We start from the raw sequence: 18,442 nt of genomic DNA, 5'->3' as shown, positions 1-18,442 counted from the left end.
TCGTTGCCCGGGGTGCAAGAACAAACAAACTCACTTTTCATGAACTGTCTATTCGTTTCGCCTTCCATGAATACAAAGCATCTTACCGGCCGTGGTTTTCATAAAAAACAAATACGCCTCTCCCCCATCCTTTAGCTTTAATTGTTTCTTCAGTTCTTCAACTCCGGCGCCTGCGTTTCGTTCCGATAGATTCGCCTTTTTAATTCCATTTTCAGCCAAATACCGTCCAACTTGCTTTAAGTTCCCTTCCATCCTTGCTATCACCTTAAATTGCCTTCCCTGAAAATTTTCTACAGGTTCATTTCCAACTAAAAATGGTGTTTCCGGATGTATATAGCTTAAGCCCAATTCTCCGGCATATTCTTTCCATAACCTTAGTTTTATTAAAGCCACATTGGGCTCAAAAAACCAGGTTTCTTCCCCATTACTTTCACCTATCCCTGCTCCTCCCCTACCCTGAAATTGCTGTATTTTCCCATCGCTCAGGTTCACAGCTATCCGCTGTACCTTGGCCTCAGATTCCGGTACTATTTCTACCAACAACTCTTTCATTTCATTGTGATAAGCAATAGCAAGTATTCTGGAAACTCCGCTTAATTTTCGTTCCAATTCGGTGGCCTCAAACAATGGGCTGATTTTAATGTAAACCTTGCACCCTTTCTCTTGCAAAACCGGCACCAATTCAAGTACATTGGGCGAGCACTCTTCCAGCAGAAACTTTCTCGAAGTACCATCCCGTCTATCGGGATCCAAGTAAACGGTGGAATCAAGCGGAATTTGATCTATAAACTTTTCCGCTTTACCTGTTATCCTTTGGCAATTCGTTATTCCTAATCGCGTCCAATTATACCTTACCAGTTTATTCAATTCTTCGTCAGAATCTACACTAAGCACCTGTTTAAATGCAGATGAAAAAGCCCAGTCGTCCACACCCAGTCCTCCGCTTAAATCAACCAAGACCTCACCTGTAAATAACCCGGCTTTATAGCGGGCAACTTCCTCTGCAGTTGCTTGTTCCAAGGCTCTGCGGGTAAATAAACAGCGTTCTTTATACCAGGTGGGTAATTTGTATTTTGCCTTCTGTAAACAATGAATTTGCTCCAGAGCCCATTTAACATCAAATTCAGCTCCTGACTTTTGCCTTAAGGCCAGGGTTGCAGGATCTGCCTGAATATGATCTTCTATAAACTGGAAAAAACCCGGTGAATACATCAATTTTTCTTGGTTAATATCCTTCCAGGACCATCCATTTTACTAGACTTCGTCTTCGGCAAAGGTTAATACAAATCCATCCGGATCAGCAATAGTAAATTCGGTAGCTCCATAAAAGGTTTTTTCCAAACCTTTTAAAATCTTTACCTGCTGCGATTGCAAGTTTTCAAAAAACGAACGGATACCTTTTATTTGAATGTACAATACTAAAGCACCTCCTTTTCCACGATTAATTTCAGGCATATCTTCACCTAAACTTTCCATACTCTGCAGCATTACTATCACCTGTCCACATTGGAGCATAACCCATACTGGTACATCTGTTTCCGGAACCTGATTAAGGATGGTAAATCCCAGTTTTTTATAAAATGAAATACTGGAATTGATATCCTTTACGAACAAATTAGGTGATAAAGAATCCATTTAAATAGATTTAAAATGTGATGGAATCTAAACGCACTTGTTTGGAACGAATAGCTGCTTCAATATCTTCCAGCCTTCCTTTTGGAATTGCACCTATCAACTTTTTGGTGTATTCGGTTTGAGGATTTTCATAAATAGAATCCGCATCGCCCATCTCTTCAATTTTTCCTTTGTTCATCACCACCATTCGGTCGCTCATAAATTTAACCACGCTTAAATCGTGACTAATGAAAATATAGGTGAAATGGTTATCTCTCTTTAATTCGTTTAATAAATTCAGAACCTGTGCCTGAATCGATACATCGAGTGCAGAAACGGATTCATCACAAATAATAAATTTAGGACGAAGGGCCAAGGCTCTGGCAATGCAAATACGTTGCCTTTGTCCTCCGGAAAATTCGTGCGGATAGCGGAAAAAATGTTGCTCCTGCATATTTACCCTGGTCAGAAGTTCCATAACCCTGGTTTTTCGTTCTGCATCACTTCCTAAAATGCCATGCACCTGCATTGGTTCCATAATAGCCTGTCCGACTGTAATTCTGGGATTCAGGCTGGAATATGGATCCTGGAAAATGATTTGAATATCTTTTCTAATTTCTCTTAAATCGGCTTGAGAAAGGGATGCTAAGTCTTTTCCCTGAAAAATTGCCTGACCCGAAGTTGGTTCAATAAGCCGTAAAATGGTACGACCCAGCGTTGTTTTTCCACAACCTGATTCTCCTACCAATCCGAGTGTTTCGCCCGGATACACATTAAAACTTACGTCGTCAACAGCTTTTACATAATCTCTAGGTTTTCCTAACCAGTCTTTATTTAGCGGAAAATAAGTACATAGGTTTTTTACTTCCAATACCGGGGTTCGGGAATACAATTCCCGGTGATTGGCTTCCCTTTCTTCTTTGCTTACTACATAAGCATCGGTAACTTCCTTAATGCTGTGCGGAATTTCTGAGATAATACCCTCTTCTGAAACCGTCATAAAGTCACTAACCGTCGGAAGGGATTTTAATCGTTTATCCAAAGGGGGTCTGCAGGCCAGCAATCCTTTTGTATACGGATGTTGAGGATTACTGAAAATATCTTTTACACTTCCTTGTTCAACCACTTTACCTTTATACATCACCACAACTTTATCAGCCAATTCAGCAATAACACCTAAGTCGTGGGTAATAAACATAATGCTCATTTCGTGTTGTTGCTGCAACTTGAGCATTAGTTCCAAAATGGTTTTTTGTACGGTTACGTCCAGGGCCGTAGTTGGTTCATCGGCAATTAATACGGATGGATTGCAGCTCATAGCCATTGCAATCATCACTCGTTGCTTTTGTCCTCCGCTTAATTGATGAGGGTAAGAATCAAAAATTGTTTCCGGACGAGGTAATTGAACCTCCTTAAACAGTTCAATGGTTTTACTTTTTGCCTCGGCTTTACTAACCTTTTGGTGCAGAAAAATTGCTTCCATAACCTGATTTCCGCAAGTAAAAACCGGATTTAAGGAAGTCATAGGTTCCTGAAAAATCATGGCGATTTCATTTCCCCGTAAAGACCTCATTTCTTTATCGCTCAGTTTTAATAAATCCTGAGGACCATTTTTCCCATGGTAAATTATTTCACCACCGCTTATTCTACCCGGAGGATTAGGTATTAAGCGCATCACACTTAATGACGTAACTGATTTACCGGAACCTGATTCACCAACAATACCAACGGTTTCGCCTCGGTTAATGGTAAAACTAACATCGTTTACTGCTTTTAGTATGGAGCCATCGCTACTAAATTCAGTTACCAGGTTTTTGATTTCCAAAAGGGGTTGAGCCATGGTGCGAACTTAGGAAAAAGATGGAAGAATACGAATGGTATATTTTCAGAGGCACTAGCTTTTAGAAAAACAAAAAAATAGGTAATACCAATTGAAAAGAAAGAAATTAGCAAAGTAGCTTTTAAAATATAGCATTTGAATCTAAACTAGTCGACCTACCTGGCCGGGGAAAATAAACGAAATTTGGAGCTTGCACCCTCGGGCAACGATAGAGGTAAGTAGCCCACAGGAGCACGCGGCGCTAGCCAAGTGCTACGAGGACTACAACCGATAGCGTGACCCGAACGCCTAAACGCAATCGGGTAAAGGATTTGCAAACACCCGGAAGGCGGAGGGGGCCCGCATACTAAAAAATATCCCTACAAATCGGATTCAAACTCGGGAAATTATTTTTATTTCAACCTACTTTTTATAAAGTTTATAGCATTCATGCGCTTTCCGTAGCCTTTTTGTGAATAAGTTCACGACCTTTTCATCCAATTGTTCATTTCTATTAAGCGTGTTTGATTTAGGTTAACAAACCTTGTTCATTTCCCTAACGCTATGTTCATATTTTCTTAAAACCAAATAAAGGGAGATATTAAATCTCTTGCCTAATAGTCCAAAAACCGGATAAATAAAAAGGAGTTATAATCACCTATACAGGACTTATGAACGAGTTAGGCAGGTATAGTCAGGTTGAAAATTTTACATTTTTTATTGCTGTTCATTTAAGTTCTTAACCAAGTGTTAGTATCTTTGCAATTCGTTGATTTTGTAGGAATTTTCCTATTTTTTCTTGTTAATAAGCCTACTTTCAATTTCTAATAACCTGGAAAAAAAACTGGTAGAAAAACAGAAAAACTGGAGGTTTTCAACAGTTTCAACAGGCATATTATTATACCTATCTCTTTTTTGTTTTGAAGATTTAAAAAAATAAAAAATTCTAATAATTTAAATTACTGTTGATAACATGAAAATTGGTGTTGATTTGGATTTGTTCGAGGAAATAGCTCGTTTGAAGAAAGAGAAGAATGCGGTTATTCTAGCGCATTTTTATCAAGACCCTGATATTCAGGATATTGCCGATTATATTGGAGATAGTTTGGGCTTAAGTCAACAAGCAGCCAAGAGTGATGCGGATATTATTTTGTTTGCCGGAGTTCATTTTATGGCTGAAACTGCCAAGATTTTGAATCCGAATACCAAGGTAATTTTACCGGATTTAAAGGCAGGTTGTTCCTTGGCCGATAGCTGTCCACCCGCTGAATTTAAAGCTTTTCGAGATCGGTATCCCAATCATGTAGTTGTAAGTTATATTAATTGTACGGCAGAAATTAAAGCCTTGAGCGATATAATTTGCACCAGTAGTAATGCTGAGGCGATCGTAAATAGCATACCTAAAAATCAGCCAATCATTTTTGCACCAGACAAAAATTTAGGTAGATATATTATGCAAAAGACCGGTAGGGAAATGATTCTTTGGGATGGTAGTTGCATGGTACATGAGATATTTTCGCAGCAACGTATTCAGGATTTGAAAGATTTGAATCCGCAAGCTTTAGTTATTGCCCATCCGGAGTGTGAAGAACCGGTTTTGAAATTGGCTGATTACATTGGATCTACCACCGCATTGTTAAATTATACAAGTAGAAGTTCAGCTCAAGAATTTATTGTGGTAACTGAGACCGGCATTATTCATCAAATGCAAAAGGCAAATCCGGGTAAAACTTTCATTCCAGCCCCTCCAAATAACAATTGTGCTTGTAATGATTGTCCGCACATGAAGCTGAATACCCTGGAAAAAGTGTATTTATGTTTAAAGAATGAAAAGCCGGAATTGCTTATGCAGGAAGAATTGCGAATATTGGCAGAGAAACCGATGCGTAGAATGTTGGAAATTTCAAAACTGGCCGGATTAGTATAGGTTGGTGGTTTGAGGTGGATAATTTTTATTGAAACCGGAATTGACCTCAGCTAATTTTGCTTAAAAGTTTAGAATCTGTTGTTCGATGTCTATTGTCTAATCTCTAATCCTATCTTTGCAATCCTAAAAATTTAAGCTTATGCACACAGGTATGATGCACACCCACATTTTAAGTGTGGTACTTTTCATGATTATTTACTTTGTAAAGGCCTATTACTTGTTGACCGACAGAAAGGATGGATTAGAAAAATGGAGTAAATGGACTAAAATTCCGGAGATGGTAATAAGTACTTTGTTTCTTGCTACCGGTATTTATTTAGCTACTCAGGCCGCTGAGTTAGGTTCATGGTTTTATGTAAAAATTGCTGCTGTCATAGGTTCAATTCCTTTAGCCATTGTTGGTGTTAAAAAAGAGAATAAGGTTGCGATGACTGCGTCCATTGTTTTATTGATTTATGCTTTTGGTGTAGCACGTACCCGCAGTATCACTTTTACCAATCCAACCATTAGTGGGGTTGAAACGGATCCTGGTTCTTCCGCTTATGATATTAAGGCTCATGGACAAGCAGTTTATATTATGCATTGCCAACGTTGCCATGGTGAGGATGGAAAAGCAGGTTTACAAGGAGCTTCTGATTTAACAGCTTCTACTATGGATTATCAGCAACGTTTGACTATTATTACCATGGGAAAAGTAATTATGCCATCTTTTCAGAATACTTTAAAAGAAGAAGAACGCAATGCGGTGGTAGTGTTCCTGGATAAATTTCATCCGGTGGGACATTAATTAGAAAAGGATGATTGAACGGAAAACTGTAAAGCCTAAGACGGAAGAGAAGGCTGTATTAGTTGGCTTAATTTATCGTTTTCAAAACGAGCAAGATATTCAGGAATACATGGATGAATTGGCTTTTTTAGCCGATACTGCCGGATTACTTCCTGTTCGAAGGTTTACCCAAAAGCTTGAAAAACCTGATCCGCGCACCTTTATCGGTTCCGGTAAGGTGGCTGAAATTGTAGACTATGTTAAGGAGAATGAGATTGAAGTAGTTGTTTTTGATGATGAATTAAGTCCAAGTCAGCTTAGGAATACAGAGAAGGAATTTGGTGTTAAGGTGGTGGATAGAACCGGGTTAATATTGGATATTTTTGCCCAACGAGCTCGTACTTCTCATGCCAGGACTCAAGTGGAACTTGCTCAATATCAATATATTCTACCAAGGTTGAAGCGCATGTGGACCCATTTGGAGAGACAGAAAGGAGGGATTGGTTTACGTGGCCCGGGGGAAACTCAATTAGAAACTGACCAACGGATTATACGGGATAAGATTTCTAAGCTTAAGGAACAATTAGTAACTATTGACCGCCAAATGGCTACTCAACGAAAAGGAAGGGGTGAAATGGTGAGGGTTGCCCTGGTTGGGTATACGAACGTTGGAAAGAGTACCCTGATGAATTGTATTTCTAAATCGGATGTATTTGCGGAAAATAAGTTGTTTGCAACCTTAGATACTACTGTTAGGAAGGTGGTTATAGGTAATTTGCCATTTTTACTTACTGATACAGTTGGTTTTATTCGAAAATTACCTACGCAATTGGTAGAAAGTTTTAAATCGACTTTGGATGAGGTGAGAGAAGCTGATTTGTTACTGCATGTGGTTGATATCAGTCATCCTCAGTTTGAAGAACATATACGGGTTGTGAAAGAGACCTTGTTAGAAATTGGTGCAGGCGACAAACAAACGATCATGGTCTTTAATAAAATTGATGCTTTTCATTACACTCCGAAAGCAGAAGATGATTTATCGCCGGTTAAAAAAGAGAATTTTTCACTGGATGATTTGAAGAGAACCTGGATGGGTCAGGGTAGTGAAGTAGTTTTTATTTCTGCTTTACAGAAGGAAAATTTAGAGGAGTTTAGAAGTTTGGTATATGATAGGGTTAAAACTATTCATGTGGGTAGATTCCCGTATGATAATTTGTTGTTTTAGATAATCATGAAGGCTTACTTATGGTTCGTTTTGTTCTTTATACTTTTACTGGTATTTGAATTTTTAAAACTGTACTTTATTATGCCTTTTCCTGGTAGTCAAACCTCGGAAATGGTTTGGTTGAGCTACCCTATTCACGTTTATAGGTGGGTGTTTAGATCGTTGATTGGTTTGGGTTTTTTACTAGCGATGTGGCGATGTTTTAAGATTTCTACACTTGGGAAAGTTATTAGTTTTTTAGGAGCTATGTTTGTTTGTTTGGTTTATTATGGTGTTGGCTATGTATTCTCTGCAGAGGCAATGTTCAAACAACTTGAAAGACTTTCATATGTGGATGCTAAGGCATATGAATCTTCTAGAATAATTATTGGTATCAATAGGAATGATGAAGCAAAAGCTTATCCCATTGAGATGCTTGGTTATCATCACTATATTCTAGATAGTTTAGCAAATCAACCTTATCTTCTAAGCTATTGTACTGTATGTCATTCAGGTCGTGTTTATTCTCCTGTTGTGGATGGAAAACTATTGCGGTTTAGGCTGGTGGGAATGGATTTATTTAATGCCATGCTTGAAGATAATGAAACCGGTTCGTGGTGGAGACAAGCTTCAGGTGAATGTATTGCCGGTCCGTTTAAAGGTAGGAAATTGACTGAATTACCTTTTGTTCAGTGTTCGGTAGCGGAATGGGTAAAACTATTTCCGGGTTCTTATTTTCTTAAAGAGGATTCTCGTTATAAGGATGAGTATCGGTCTATTGATGGGTTTGCAGTTGGTGAGGTTAAGGGTGGTTTAATTGGTGTAGATACAACGGGTATTTGGTCTGACAAAGCCTGGATTATTGGGGTTGAATTCAATGGTATTTCAAAGGCTTATTTATGGAATGATGTTGTGAAGAGGGGTCCTTTAGTAGACTCAATTGGAAATTCTGTTATTGAAATTTATGCAAATGAAGAGAGTCATGATTTTTTTGTAAAGGATTATTTAACTGATTCAACCATGTTAAGTTTTCAGGAGTTCTGGCACTCCTGGAAAGCTTTTCATCCGAACACCCTTCGTAAGATTGACTATTGATTAGTGCAATTATCCATTACCTTTGCGCCCCAATTTTTTTGATGTTCCACGGGGAACAATTTTACTATGTTTGAAGAATATGATGTTATTGTTGTAGGTGCTGGCCATGCCGGTTGTGAAGCTGCTGCTGCTGCTGCCAATATGGGTAGTAAAACCTTGTTGGTGACTATGAATATGCAGACCATAGCTCAAATGAGTTGTAATCCGGCTATGGGCGGTATTGCCAAAGGTCAGATTGTTCGTGAAATAGATGCATTGGGTGGTTATTCCGGTATAGTTAGTGATAAATCGGCTATACAGTTTAAGATGCTGAATAGAAGCAAGGGTCCAGCCATGTGGAGTCCTAGGACTCAGAATGACCGTATGATGTTTGCAGCAGAGTGGAGAAGGATGTTGGAGGAAACCCCCAATTTGGATTTTTGGCAGGATATGGTTTCCAAACTGATTGTTAAAGAAGGTAAGGTGAGGGGTGTTGTTACTGGTATGGGGTTGGAAATCAATGCGAAAGCTGTTGTTTTAACCAATGGGACCTTTTTAAATGGCATTATTCATATTGGTGAGAAAAATTTTGGTGGTGGTCGGGCTGCTGAGAAGGCTTCTACCGGGATAACGGAGCAATTGGTTGATATTGGTTTTGAAGCTGGGCGTATGAAAACAGGAACTCCTCCTCGTATCGATGGTCGATCTTTGGATTATTCGGTGATGGTTCCTCAACCCGGAGATGCTGTTCCTGAAAAATTTTCTTATTCAAATTCAACAGCGGTATTAAAGGAGCAAGTACCATGTTGGTTAACCTATACCTCCGATGAGGTTCATGATATTTTGCGCACCGGATTTGAAAAGAGTCCGATGTTTTCAGGGAGAATTCAAGGAATTGGTCCTCGTTATTGTCCAAGTATTGAAGATAAGATTGAGCGTTTTTCGGATAAGAATCAGCACCAATTGTTTGTTGAACCTGAGGGTTGGAACACAGTGGAGATTTATGTCAATGGATTTTCCACATCTTTACCTGAGGATGTGCAATATGCCGCCTTGAGAAAGGTTAAGGGTTTTGAAAATGTGAAGATGTTTAGACCCGGTTATGCCATTGAATATGATTATTTTCCTCCTACTCAATTAAGTTTAACTCTAGAAACCAAGTTAGTTGAAAACCTATATTTTGCCGGACAAATCAATGGCACCACCGGATATGAAGAAGCTGCTTGTCAGGGTTTAATGGCTGGGATTAATGCACATAGGAAAATTCATGGTGAGGAGAAGGTTGTTTTAAAACGTTCAGAGGCTTACATTGGTGTTCTGATTGATGATTTGGTTACTAAAGGTACCGAGGAGCCTTACCGTATGTTTACTTCCAGGGCTGAGTTTAGGACCTTGCTTCGTCAAGATAATGCTGATGTAAGGTTAACACCGTTAGGGTTTGATATTGGTTTAGCGAGTAAGGATAGGTTAGAAGCTGTTCAAGAAAAGGTATCCGGAACGGAGCAAATTATTAAATTCTTTAGGAATACATCCATTGGTCCGGAAGAGATTAATTCAGCTTTGAGTGAGATAGGTTCCTCTCCAATACCACACAAGGTTAAGATGATATCCGTTTTGTCCCGTCCCGAAATTTCTATTGAATGGTTAAAGGATAAATCTCAGGGATTATCTGAATTGTTTTCCGGTTTAGGAGATAGAGCACAGGAGTATTTTACTTCAGCTGAGGTATTATTGAAATACGAGGGCTATATTCACAAAGAGGAAGAGATGGCGAATAAGTTAAATCGTTTTGATGGAATAGAGCTTTATGATACTTTTGATTACCATTCCTTACTTTCATTAAGCACCGAAGCAAGACAAAAACTTAGTAGAATTAAACCACGAACTGTTGGACAAGCTAGCCGGATTTCAGGTGTAAGTCCTAGTGATATCTCGGTTTTACTTGTTCATTTAGGTAGATAAATTGATAGCGTTCCACGTGGAACATTTTTTTAAAATGGAGAAATTAACCCTCTGTCCAATCTGTAGTCATTCGGAATTTAAGCCATTTATGAAGCTTAAAGATCATTCCATCAGCAAGGAAGATTTTTACTTGGTTCAGTGCAATGGTTGTGGACTGTTACTTACCAATCCTCGTCCGGATGAAAGACAAATTGGACCATATTACGAAAGTCAGGAGTATGTTTCACATTCTGACACGAAAGAGGGAATTATTAACCGTCTCTACCAAATGGTAAAATCGTATACCATTGGAAGAAAAGTGGAAATGGTGGGATCTTTATCTCCTTCAAAAAATATTTTAGATGTAGGTTGTGGCACCGGCGATTTTTTGGGTGCTTGCAAATCGGCAGGATGGAAGGTTCAAGGAGTAGAACCAAATAATTCAGCAAGATCTTTAGTTGAATCTAAGTTTCAATTTCAACCCCAACCTGAATTTGTTAAGGAGAACTATGAATCAGGTTCTATAGGTGTAATAACGATGTGGCATGTGTTGGAGCACGTACATCGTTTGGATTATTATTTGAGTTCGTATTATGAATTATTGGAAAAAAATGGAGTGCTGATTATAGCAGTTCCTAATTATACTTCTTACGATGCTGCTTATTATAAAGATTTTTGGGCGGCTTATGATGTTCCTCGTCACATATGGCATTTTTCTCCCGATACCATAATGCAACTTTGCAAGAGATATGGTTTTGAAATGAAAGGAGTTCACCCAATGTGGTTCGATTCCTTTTATGTTTCGATGTTAAGTGAAAAGTATAAGTCGGGCGGTAATATTGTAAAAGCTTTTTTAATCGGATTTATTTCTAACCTGAAAGCACTGTTGAATTCAGGTACTTGTAGTAGCCAAATTTATGTTTTTGTTAAAAGATAGGTTTTTTTGGCGATCAAACGATTTTGTGGCAGGTATAAGCGACTGGCTTTCGATGGTTGAGTTTTGTTAGTATGCACTTTGTTATAGGCTATTTTTTGTAACCCTTGATTTTGCTGGGTTTTCGAATGAATAGAAGGATTGCCAGAAAATATTCAAGTGTAGTAGGTTTGAATTTTTTTATTCATACCTAAGCGTTTTCGGAATGATTTAGTATATTTAACTAATTGATTTACATATTTTTACCTAAATGTTTTTATTCAGGAGAATATAATTTTGGCTTTTGAAAAGCATCCTATCACTTGTCTCGAATCGAAGTTTAAATTTTCTTATGACAATTTGGGGTTACTAATTTTTTTTGTTTAGAATTGTAATTACTAGGTTCTTGAAATCTTCATAATTTTCGGTATCTGTAATAATCAATCCTTCTTTTTCCTGTAGTCCGCTTGCCTTGGTGGTAATTACCGGAATTCCCAATCCTAAGGTTTTTAAAAGTAATCTTGGTTGGTTTTCAATGTAGGTTGGATACAAAACCAATCCCACCTCTTCCCAGTTTCCCCCAAAAGTTTCAGTTTCTACTCCATTCCAAAACCCGGGGTGTTCGTTTGCTTTGCCCAGTACGATTAATTTGAATTTGAGATCTAATGCTAGCCTTTTTATTATATAAGCGCCTTTCCTTCCTAAACCAGAGGCCGGGAATAGAATTTTGGAACCATTCCTAGCCTTGGTTTTTGAAACTGGAATTTGCCAAGGAAGTAAATTTACTTTGTGATTAAAAATTGACGCTATCTCCTGATGCGATGTAATTATTTGTCTTGCTTCAGTTAAGGCTTGGTTTTCAATGTTTATTAAATCAGTATTCGCTCTAAAATCGTTAAGTGTTTTGCTTTCTGGATGTTTAAGATAAGCATAATCCAATTTTTCTTGAAGTTTTTCTAATGGTAAGCGTGTCATGAAAACATCAAAGGTTCTTCCTCCAAGTACACCGGTATTGTAAACAAATGGAAGAAGGTTTTGAGAAATAACCAAATGGGTGGTGTCCATAGGAATCATTTTAGCCCCAGCCTCTGCTATCTTTTTATCAAATTTAATTCCTAGCTCAAATGGATTCTTTTTGTGGAACAGCCTAAAAGCTAACATGCGGAACAGTGCGGGTAGATGGGTAGTTTTAGCCTGAGACCCATTGGAACTAATCCATTGATAACGACTAATTTGTAAGAATTTATTTTTCTTAAAAGGTACAATGAAAACATCGGATTTCGATTTTATTGTAGTGAGATAGCTATCATATTCAGGCCAACTTTCATCCAAGATATAGGTTGTTGTTTCTTTTGGTCTCTTGGCTCTTTCCGGTTCAGGATGGAGGTGGCAACTTGAATTGCCGCAAGAATAACAATCGTTCAATTTGGAGTATGGTTTAGAAAGCTGGGAAATGGAATTCTCCTTTTCTATTTCGTTAAAACTTCGAAACCGAATTACCAAATGGTTTGAGTTTAATTCGGCTTCGATTCGAAAGTCGTGCATTGCTTTAAATCGTAAATCCAAATAGTTCCACTTAACCGTAGCATCTCTGTCTTTTTCTGCTAAGGATCCTTGAATTACTTTGGTATGCCTATGCCGTTCAATGATATCACAATTAGCTTTTAAGGCCGCATCATACAGGGCATTCGAAAGTTGGCAAAGACCTCCGGCAATGGTTGGTATTATGCAACCTTCTCTAATTTCTCTTCCAATCACAAATCCTTTTCCAATGGAAGGATTCCCAATCTGTTTCCAAAAGCTAAAAACTTGATTGGCTTTGACCTCAATACCATGAATTTTTTTTGCAGCAATTCTCAGGTTTTCTACTTTTCCTGCCGTAAGAATCCAATTTTTTTCGTTGTCAAACGGATTCCATAAATCACTTTTTGAAACGGCAATAACAGGGGCTAGATTTAAACGACCTTCATCGTGAAATCGGGTAGGGGGGAAGCGAAAATTTTGGAATAACCGTATTCCTATTAAGCCCCAACACTTGATTTTAAAAAGTAAGTTCCCGGAAAAGGAATGTATATCCGCCAACTCTTTTTTTCTGTTCATTCGATTTTATTAAAAGATGCGGATTATTCGAATAGAATGTCTGCTTAAACTAAATTTAACTTAGACCTGGTGGACTTGCTTGTCAATGAAATTTCCCAATAAGAAGGCGGTTAATGCGCCTAAACAAGGGGCAAGCATATAAATCCAAAGTCCATCGGTACAACCCGATAAAATGGCCGGAGCCAGTGAACGGGCCGGATTCATCGAAGCTCCACTTAAGGGTCCGCCAAAAACCGCTTCAATAGCCACAACTGCGCCGGCAATAATTCCGGTAATAAAAGCTCCCGATTGCTGTAACTTTCCCGCCCTTCCGGCTGCGAAAATCAAAACAAAAGTCATCACATATTCCAAAAAAAACGATTTCTCCACTCCGGCATTCGGCAAGGTAGCACCTAAACAAAATGAATTTTCAAACAGGCATTTTAAACTAAAACTTGCCGCAAATGCACCGGCACATTGCATTGCAATATACTGTAAGGCTTTTTCCTTTGGGAAACGATGGGCAATAACCGCCGAAATGGTAACTGCCGGATTAAAATGGGCTTCACTTATTCCGGCAAAGCAAATGATAGCAATGCTTACCGCTAAACCAAAAACTAAGCTAACACCCTGGTGAGTAACCGGACTCCCGTTTTGCATGACCAAAACAGCTCCTGTACCGAAAAAAACAATGATGAAAATTCCGAGAAACTCGGCCAATAATTCGCGAAAAGGTAAAATACGCATGCCTAAATTTTAAACCCAATGATACAGTATTTTGCAAATACATTGATAATTCCGATGTAAAAGCTGTTAAGTTAAAATGCCGTAGCACATTTGGACTATTACAGATTGGCAATAGGCAATATGGCTAAGCCAACTAGGTAGGGTCTGCTGAACTTCACTCAACAGATTCAATAGAAACCAGTTGAAATAATCACTTTTAATAAAAAATGCAAGGTTTTTGACCTAATCACCCTAATTTCCTTGCATCCATATTTATTCCAAGTCGCACTGTTTCGTGAGCCTGAAGTACAGCATCTGCTTTGTTGTATGCGGCTCGCAGTATTATACCAATTTTAATTTATAAATAGTCCGAAGGCTTTTATAAATTTAGATTGGTAAGTACCGAGGATACAAAATGTTAGTCCGATTTTTTCAAGTAAATTTAAGTATAAAATTGGACTATACATTTTGTCCATTCGGTATAAATGCCGAGTATACAGTATGTTAGGCCTATTTTTCAATAGGAATTAATACCTAAAATTGGACTAAACATAATGTACATTCGGTATTATTTATACAGCGTCGCCTTGTCGCCTTTCATCTATTGTGTTTCTAACTTTTTCAGCAAACCCTATTTTGGGTAAAAAGACAATGACAACGTTTCCTTTTGAAAGAGCTGAAATGCCTGGGGCTTAGGTCGGGCAACGATAGAGGCAAGTAGCCCACAGGACCACTACGGCGTTAGCCTAGTGGGACGAGGACTACAGCCGATAGCGTGACCCGAACGCCATGCAAGATGTTTTGGGTTTTAACAAAAAAATGGTTGGGCGGAGGGGGCCCGCATAATAGGTATTTCAAAAAATAGACGTATCATACAGGTATACTTTTTAAGCATTCCCTAAACAAAAAAGGCCTAATTTATCCATACCTGATAATTGAAGAAACCTGCCCCCAAAATGCATTTTACCAACTGTTCCACGTGTAAACAAAAAGCCCCGGAACGAACTTTCCAGGGCTTTTAAAATCGAAAGGCGTTAACTTACCTTTTAATCACTTTGCGACTAAATGTTTTGTCTCCAACAACCAGATCAACTACATAGGTTCCTGCCGGCAAAATACCTGCATTAACTTCCCAATATTGAATTCCGCTTTGGGTTAATTGACGATCATCGCTCATCAATAAATTACCCTGAATGTCCATTAAACGGATTGAAACCGGACAAGCTTTGGCGCTAAAATATTGAAGGTAAAATTTATCGGTAAATGGATTTGGAAAACTTCCCAAAAGGATAGGTTTAGCCTCATTAATTCCACTTGGTTCATCTTGGGTCGGACGTGGAGGTTGGGGTGGGTTAATATTTCCAACGCTGGCTTCATTGCCTTCACGCAACCACCTTTCACCATTCAACGTGTAAAAGAAGGTAGACGGTGTGGCAGTGTAAACGGTATCGGTAACGGTACTTACATAAACATGGTCACATTGTGTTCTTGTTTTGTTTACATCCAAAATCATATAGCCTTTTTTAGACAAATCGGCATATTTAATGTGTGGATTAAAGGCACTTATCAAAGCCGTTCCACCCGGAATACCAATAGGCGAGCTTTGCGAAGTAATGCTGGTTCCTACGAATTCAACACCAACTGAGCCTTGGCCTGTAGCGGCGTCGTAGTTAGCACCCGGCAAATCCATATCCCAAGAGGTGTGAATATCGCCGGTTAAAACTACAAAGTTTGAAACGTTGTTGTTAATTACCGTATTCCAAATTTTTTCTCTTTCCACCGGATAACCATCCCATTGGTCGGTGTTTACTACTTGTCCTAAGGCTTTTAAAGGGCCCATCATCACCTGATTAGCTAGTACATTCCAACGTGCTGTGGAGGTTTCCAATCCGGTAATTAGCCAATCCAATTGGTCGTGGCCCAACATGGTACGATTGGTGTCATTGGTTAATGGATCTGAGGCGCTCAATTGAATTTCACGGGCATAATGGCGAGAGTCGATGGCATTCAAATTAATTAAATCTCCCCACTGAAAACGACGCCAGATTTTCTCGTTGTTTCCGGGCTCCGGCATTCGAATTGGAACCCATTCGGCATGCGCTTGTTCTGCTGCTGCCTTCCTGTCGGCATAAACACCTTCGGTTCCTTCTGTATGGTTTTCTGCACCATTAATCCAGGCATTGTTGGCCACTTCATGGTCGTCCCAAACCGAAATAATAGGATAGTTTTGATGAAGCCATAACAAGTCTTTATCTAAATGGTATTGCGAATACCTGGTGCGGTAATCGCTTAGGGTAATAATTTCATTTTCAGGCAAATTCGTTCTTCCGCCAACACTTGAACTAAATCCTCCGGTGGCATATTCGTAAATATAATCACCTAAATGAATAATGGCATCCAAATCATTGCGATCGGCCAATTCTTTATAGGCATTAAAAAATCCATCTTCCCAGTTTGCACAGGAAGCAATTCCAAAACGCAAACTATCTACATCTCCAACCGGTAAGGTACGGGTACGACCAATTAAAGACTTTCTGCCGCTTTCTTCAAATTGATAATAATACCAAGTATTGGGTTGCAATCCGTCGGCATCAACATTCACGGTAAAATCTCTGGTAGCATCCGTGGTAGTTGTACCTTGCGATACTATGGTGCTCATCGTTGTATCGGTACAAACTTTCCAATTGATGGTCACCGAAGTTTGATTATCCGGAGTAAAGCGAGTCCATAAAATAACTCGATCTGAAAGCGGGTCTCCTGAAGCAACACCGTGGAAAAAGGGCTCTAAATCCTGACTTACAAAGGCCCTCATGGGCGAATTAACATCCATCCCGGTTTGAGCAATTAGTGCCGAAGCGGAGGTTAAAATAGCCGTAAAGGCAAGTGGTAAAAGTTTTTTCATTAAAAAGGGTAATTTCCACAAAAATATTGCAAAAATCCTTGGGAGGCAAAAATTTCGAATAATTAAAAGATGGTAAAAGGTTGTTTGTTAATGATTTTAGGTTTAAAAGGGTTTATTTATGTGGATGCGGGCCCCCTCCGCCAACAAAATACCTGCAAAATTCAAACATTTTTAAATTGGCGTTCGGGTCACGCTATCGCCTGTAGTCCTCGTACCCCTAGGCTAAGGCCGTCGGGGTACTGTGGGCTACTTGGCTCTATCGTTGCCCGGGGTGCAAGCCCCGGCTGTTTACCCTAATACATCCTTTATCCAATTGCAAAAGGAATATTCCATTAATTACCTCCCACAACCGCCAAATTATTGTTCGAAAGAAGCTACCTTTGCCGGCTAAATCTGTCTATGAAAATATTAACCATTGTTGGTGCAAGGCCACAATTCATAAAAGCAGGAGCTTTATCAAGGGCAATAAAAAAGTACCCTGAAATACAAGAGCTGATTCTCCATACCGGACAACATTTCGACGAAAATATGAGTGAAGTGTTTTTCAGAGAAATGGAAATACCTAAACCCGACTTTAACCTGGAAGTAAACGGGTTATCGCATGGGGCTATGACAGGGCGAATGTTAGAAGGGATTGAAAAGGTAATTCAGGAGCAAAATCCTGATTATGTGTTGGTTTACGGCGATACCAACAGTACCTTGGCAGGAGCTCTGGCTGCTGTAAAAATCCATGTTCCAATTATCCACGTGGAAGCCGGTTTACGTAGTTTTAATATGGCAATGCCCGAAGAGGTAAATCGAATTTTAACCGATCGGGTTAGTCAGTGGCTTTTTTGTCCTACCCAAACCGCTATCGATAACCTGAAAAACGAAGGCTTCGATCACTTTTCATCCCAAATTGTTTTATCGGGCGATGTTATGCAAGATGCAGCCTTGTTTTATGCTCAAAAAGCAGGTCCGGCCATTTTGAATAAACTCGGACTTACTCCTTCCAACTACGTATTGTCTACCTTACATCGGGCCGAGAACACAGACGACCCCAATCGCTTGTCTCAGATTGTAGATGCTTTAAATACCATACACAACGAAATTCCGGTGGTTTTGCCTTTGCACCCCAGAACTAAAAAAATAATTGAAAGCCAAGGACTACATCCTCGGTTTATTGTAATTGATCCGGTTGGTTATGTGGATATGATTAGCCTTACTTCCAATTCCCGCTTGGTAATTACCGACAGTGGAGGTTTGCAAAAAGAAGCCTACTTTTTTAATAAATTCTGCATCACTACCCGCGATCAAACCGAGTGGGTTGAATTGGTGAATGTTGGCGCAAATACCTTGGTTGGTGCCGATAAGGAACATATTTTAAAAGCCTGGAATACTTTTAAAAATGAAAATTTCACTGCCGATTCATCTTTGTATGGCGGAGGTAAAGCCTGCGATACCATTTGCAGGGCATTGTTGGCCGGAAAAAATTAAA

At 39.1% G+C, this 18,442-nt stretch carries 13 protein-coding genes; 7 read left to right on the top strand and 6 right to left on the bottom strand.

Features of this window, described 5'->3' with window-relative positions; genetic code table 11:
* Positions 1–48: 48 nt before the first annotated feature.
* The 3 genes from K1X82_06395 to K1X82_06385 are packed head-to-tail and all read right to left on the bottom strand — an operon-like array spanning position 49 to position 3,454.
* Positions 49–1,212, bottom strand: a complete 1,164-nt coding sequence (locus K1X82_06395) for a class I SAM-dependent methyltransferase (GenBank protein MBX7181721.1) — start codon at positions 1,210–1,212, stop codon at positions 49–51.
* A gap of 42 nt (positions 1,213–1,254) precedes the next feature.
* A complete protein-coding gene (locus K1X82_06390) occupies positions 1,255–1,635 on the bottom strand; it encodes a VOC family protein (protein ID MBX7181720.1) in 381 nt (126 codons plus the stop codon).
* 10 nt (positions 1,636–1,645) lie between these two features.
* On the bottom strand, positions 1,646–3,454 hold the full coding sequence (locus K1X82_06385; GenBank protein MBX7181719.1) for an ABC transporter ATP-binding protein: 1,809 nt from the start codon (positions 3,452–3,454) through the stop codon (positions 1,646–1,648).
* A gap of 952 nt (positions 3,455–4,406) precedes the next feature.
* Here K1X82_06385 and nadA point away from each other — a divergent pair.
* From nadA to K1X82_06355, 6 genes are all read left to right on the top strand, one after another.
* On the top strand, positions 4,407–5,360 hold the full coding sequence (gene nadA / locus K1X82_06380; protein ID MBX7181718.1) for a quinolinate synthase NadA: 954 nt from the start codon (positions 4,407–4,409) through the stop codon (positions 5,358–5,360).
* A 187-nt stretch (positions 5,361–5,547) separates the two neighbouring features.
* Positions 5,548–6,147, top strand: a complete 600-nt coding sequence (locus tag K1X82_06375; GenBank protein MBX7181717.1) for a SirB2 family protein — start codon at positions 5,548–5,550, stop codon at positions 6,145–6,147.
* 10 nt (positions 6,148–6,157) lie between these two features.
* Positions 6,158–7,351 carry a GTPase HflX gene (gene hflX / locus K1X82_06370; GenBank protein ID MBX7181716.1) on the top strand — a complete coding sequence of 398 codons (1,194 nt, stop codon included), beginning with the start codon at positions 6,158–6,160 and terminating at the stop codon, positions 7,349–7,351.
* A 6-nt stretch (positions 7,352–7,357) separates the two neighbouring features.
* Positions 7,358–8,425: a DUF3179 domain-containing protein gene (locus K1X82_06365; GenBank protein MBX7181715.1), complete on the top strand. Its 1,068-nt coding sequence runs from the start codon at positions 7,358–7,360 to the stop codon at positions 8,423–8,425.
* A 66-nt stretch (positions 8,426–8,491) separates the two neighbouring features.
* Positions 8,492–10,366 carry a tRNA uridine-5-carboxymethylaminomethyl(34) synthesis enzyme MnmG gene (mnmG, locus tag K1X82_06360; GenBank protein ID MBX7181714.1) on the top strand — a complete coding sequence of 625 codons (1,875 nt, stop codon included), beginning with the start codon at positions 8,492–8,494 and terminating at the stop codon, positions 10,364–10,366.
* Between the two features lie 34 nt (positions 10,367–10,400).
* Complete coding sequence (locus K1X82_06355) at positions 10,401–11,282, top strand: class I SAM-dependent methyltransferase (protein ID MBX7181713.1); 882 nt, start codon at positions 10,401–10,403, stop codon at positions 11,280–11,282.
* A gap of 345 nt (positions 11,283–11,627) precedes the next feature.
* On the opposite strand, the gene K1X82_06350 is transcribed toward K1X82_06355, so the two are convergent.
* From K1X82_06350 to K1X82_06340, 3 genes are all read right to left on the bottom strand, one after another.
* A complete protein-coding gene (locus tag K1X82_06350) occupies positions 11,628–13,358 on the bottom strand; it encodes a VanW family protein (GenBank protein MBX7181712.1) in 1,731 nt (576 codons plus the stop codon).
* Positions 13,359–13,418: 60 nt separating this feature from the next.
* Positions 13,419–14,084: an aquaporin gene (locus K1X82_06345; GenBank protein ID MBX7181711.1), complete on the bottom strand. Its 666-nt coding sequence runs from the start codon at positions 14,082–14,084 to the stop codon at positions 13,419–13,421.
* A 1,018-nt stretch (positions 14,085–15,102) separates the two neighbouring features.
* The gene (locus K1X82_06340) at positions 15,103–16,965 is read right to left on the bottom strand and encodes an alkaline phosphatase D family protein (GenBank protein MBX7181710.1); all 1,863 of its coding nucleotides are present in this window, start codon (positions 16,963–16,965) and stop codon (positions 15,103–15,105) included.
* A 399-nt stretch (positions 16,966–17,364) separates the two neighbouring features.
* On the opposite strand from K1X82_06340, the gene wecB reads away from it, so the two are divergent.
* Positions 17,365–18,441 carry a UDP-N-acetylglucosamine 2-epimerase (non-hydrolyzing) gene (gene wecB / locus K1X82_06335; GenBank protein ID MBX7181709.1) on the top strand — a complete coding sequence of 359 codons (1,077 nt, stop codon included), beginning with the start codon at positions 17,365–17,367 and terminating at the stop codon, positions 18,439–18,441.
* The last annotated feature ends 1 nt before the right edge of the window (position 18,442 follow it).

It is taken from the genome of Bacteroidia bacterium (genome assembly GCA_019695265.1).
Taxonomy (GTDB): domain Bacteria; phylum Bacteroidota; class Bacteroidia; order JAIBAJ01; family JAIBAJ01; genus JAIBAJ01.
This window is presented reverse-complemented; position numbering and strand designations above follow the sequence as displayed.

Excerpts from the sequence above, each read along its gene's own strand:
- K1X82_06395 (MBX7181721.1), bottom strand. The coding sequence starts at position 1,212 with ATGTATTCACCGGGTTTTTTCCAGTTTATAGAAGATCATATTCAGGCA.
- K1X82_06390 (MBX7181720.1), bottom strand. The coding sequence starts at position 1,635 with ATGGATTCTTTATCACCTAATTTGTTCGTAAAGGATATCAATTCCAGT.
- K1X82_06385 (MBX7181719.1), bottom strand. The coding sequence starts at position 3,454 with ATGGCTCAACCCCTTTTGGAAATCAAAAACCTGGTAACTGAATTTAGT.
- nadA (MBX7181718.1), top strand. The coding sequence starts at position 4,407 with ATGAAAATTGGTGTTGATTTGGATTTGTTCGAGGAAATAGCTCGTTTG.
- K1X82_06375 (MBX7181717.1), top strand. The coding sequence starts at position 5,548 with ATGATTATTTACTTTGTAAAGGCCTATTACTTGTTGACCGACAGAAAG.
- hflX (MBX7181716.1), top strand. The coding sequence starts at position 6,158 with ATGATTGAACGGAAAACTGTAAAGCCTAAGACGGAAGAGAAGGCTGTA.
- K1X82_06365 (MBX7181715.1), top strand. The coding sequence starts at position 7,358 with ATGAAGGCTTACTTATGGTTCGTTTTGTTCTTTATACTTTTACTGGTA.
- mnmG (MBX7181714.1), top strand. The coding sequence starts at position 8,492 with ATGTTTGAAGAATATGATGTTATTGTTGTAGGTGCTGGCCATGCCGGT.
- K1X82_06355 (MBX7181713.1), top strand. The coding sequence starts at position 10,401 with ATGGAGAAATTAACCCTCTGTCCAATCTGTAGTCATTCGGAATTTAAG.
- K1X82_06350 (MBX7181712.1), bottom strand. The coding sequence starts at position 13,358 with ATGAACAGAAAAAAAGAGTTGGCGGATATACATTCCTTTTCCGGGAAC.
- K1X82_06345 (MBX7181711.1), bottom strand. The coding sequence starts at position 14,084 with ATGCGTATTTTACCTTTTCGCGAATTATTGGCCGAGTTTCTCGGAATT.
- K1X82_06340 (MBX7181710.1), bottom strand. The coding sequence starts at position 16,965 with ATGAAAAAACTTTTACCACTTGCCTTTACGGCTATTTTAACCTCCGCT.
- wecB (MBX7181709.1), top strand. The coding sequence starts at position 17,365 with ATGAAAATATTAACCATTGTTGGTGCAAGGCCACAATTCATAAAAGCA.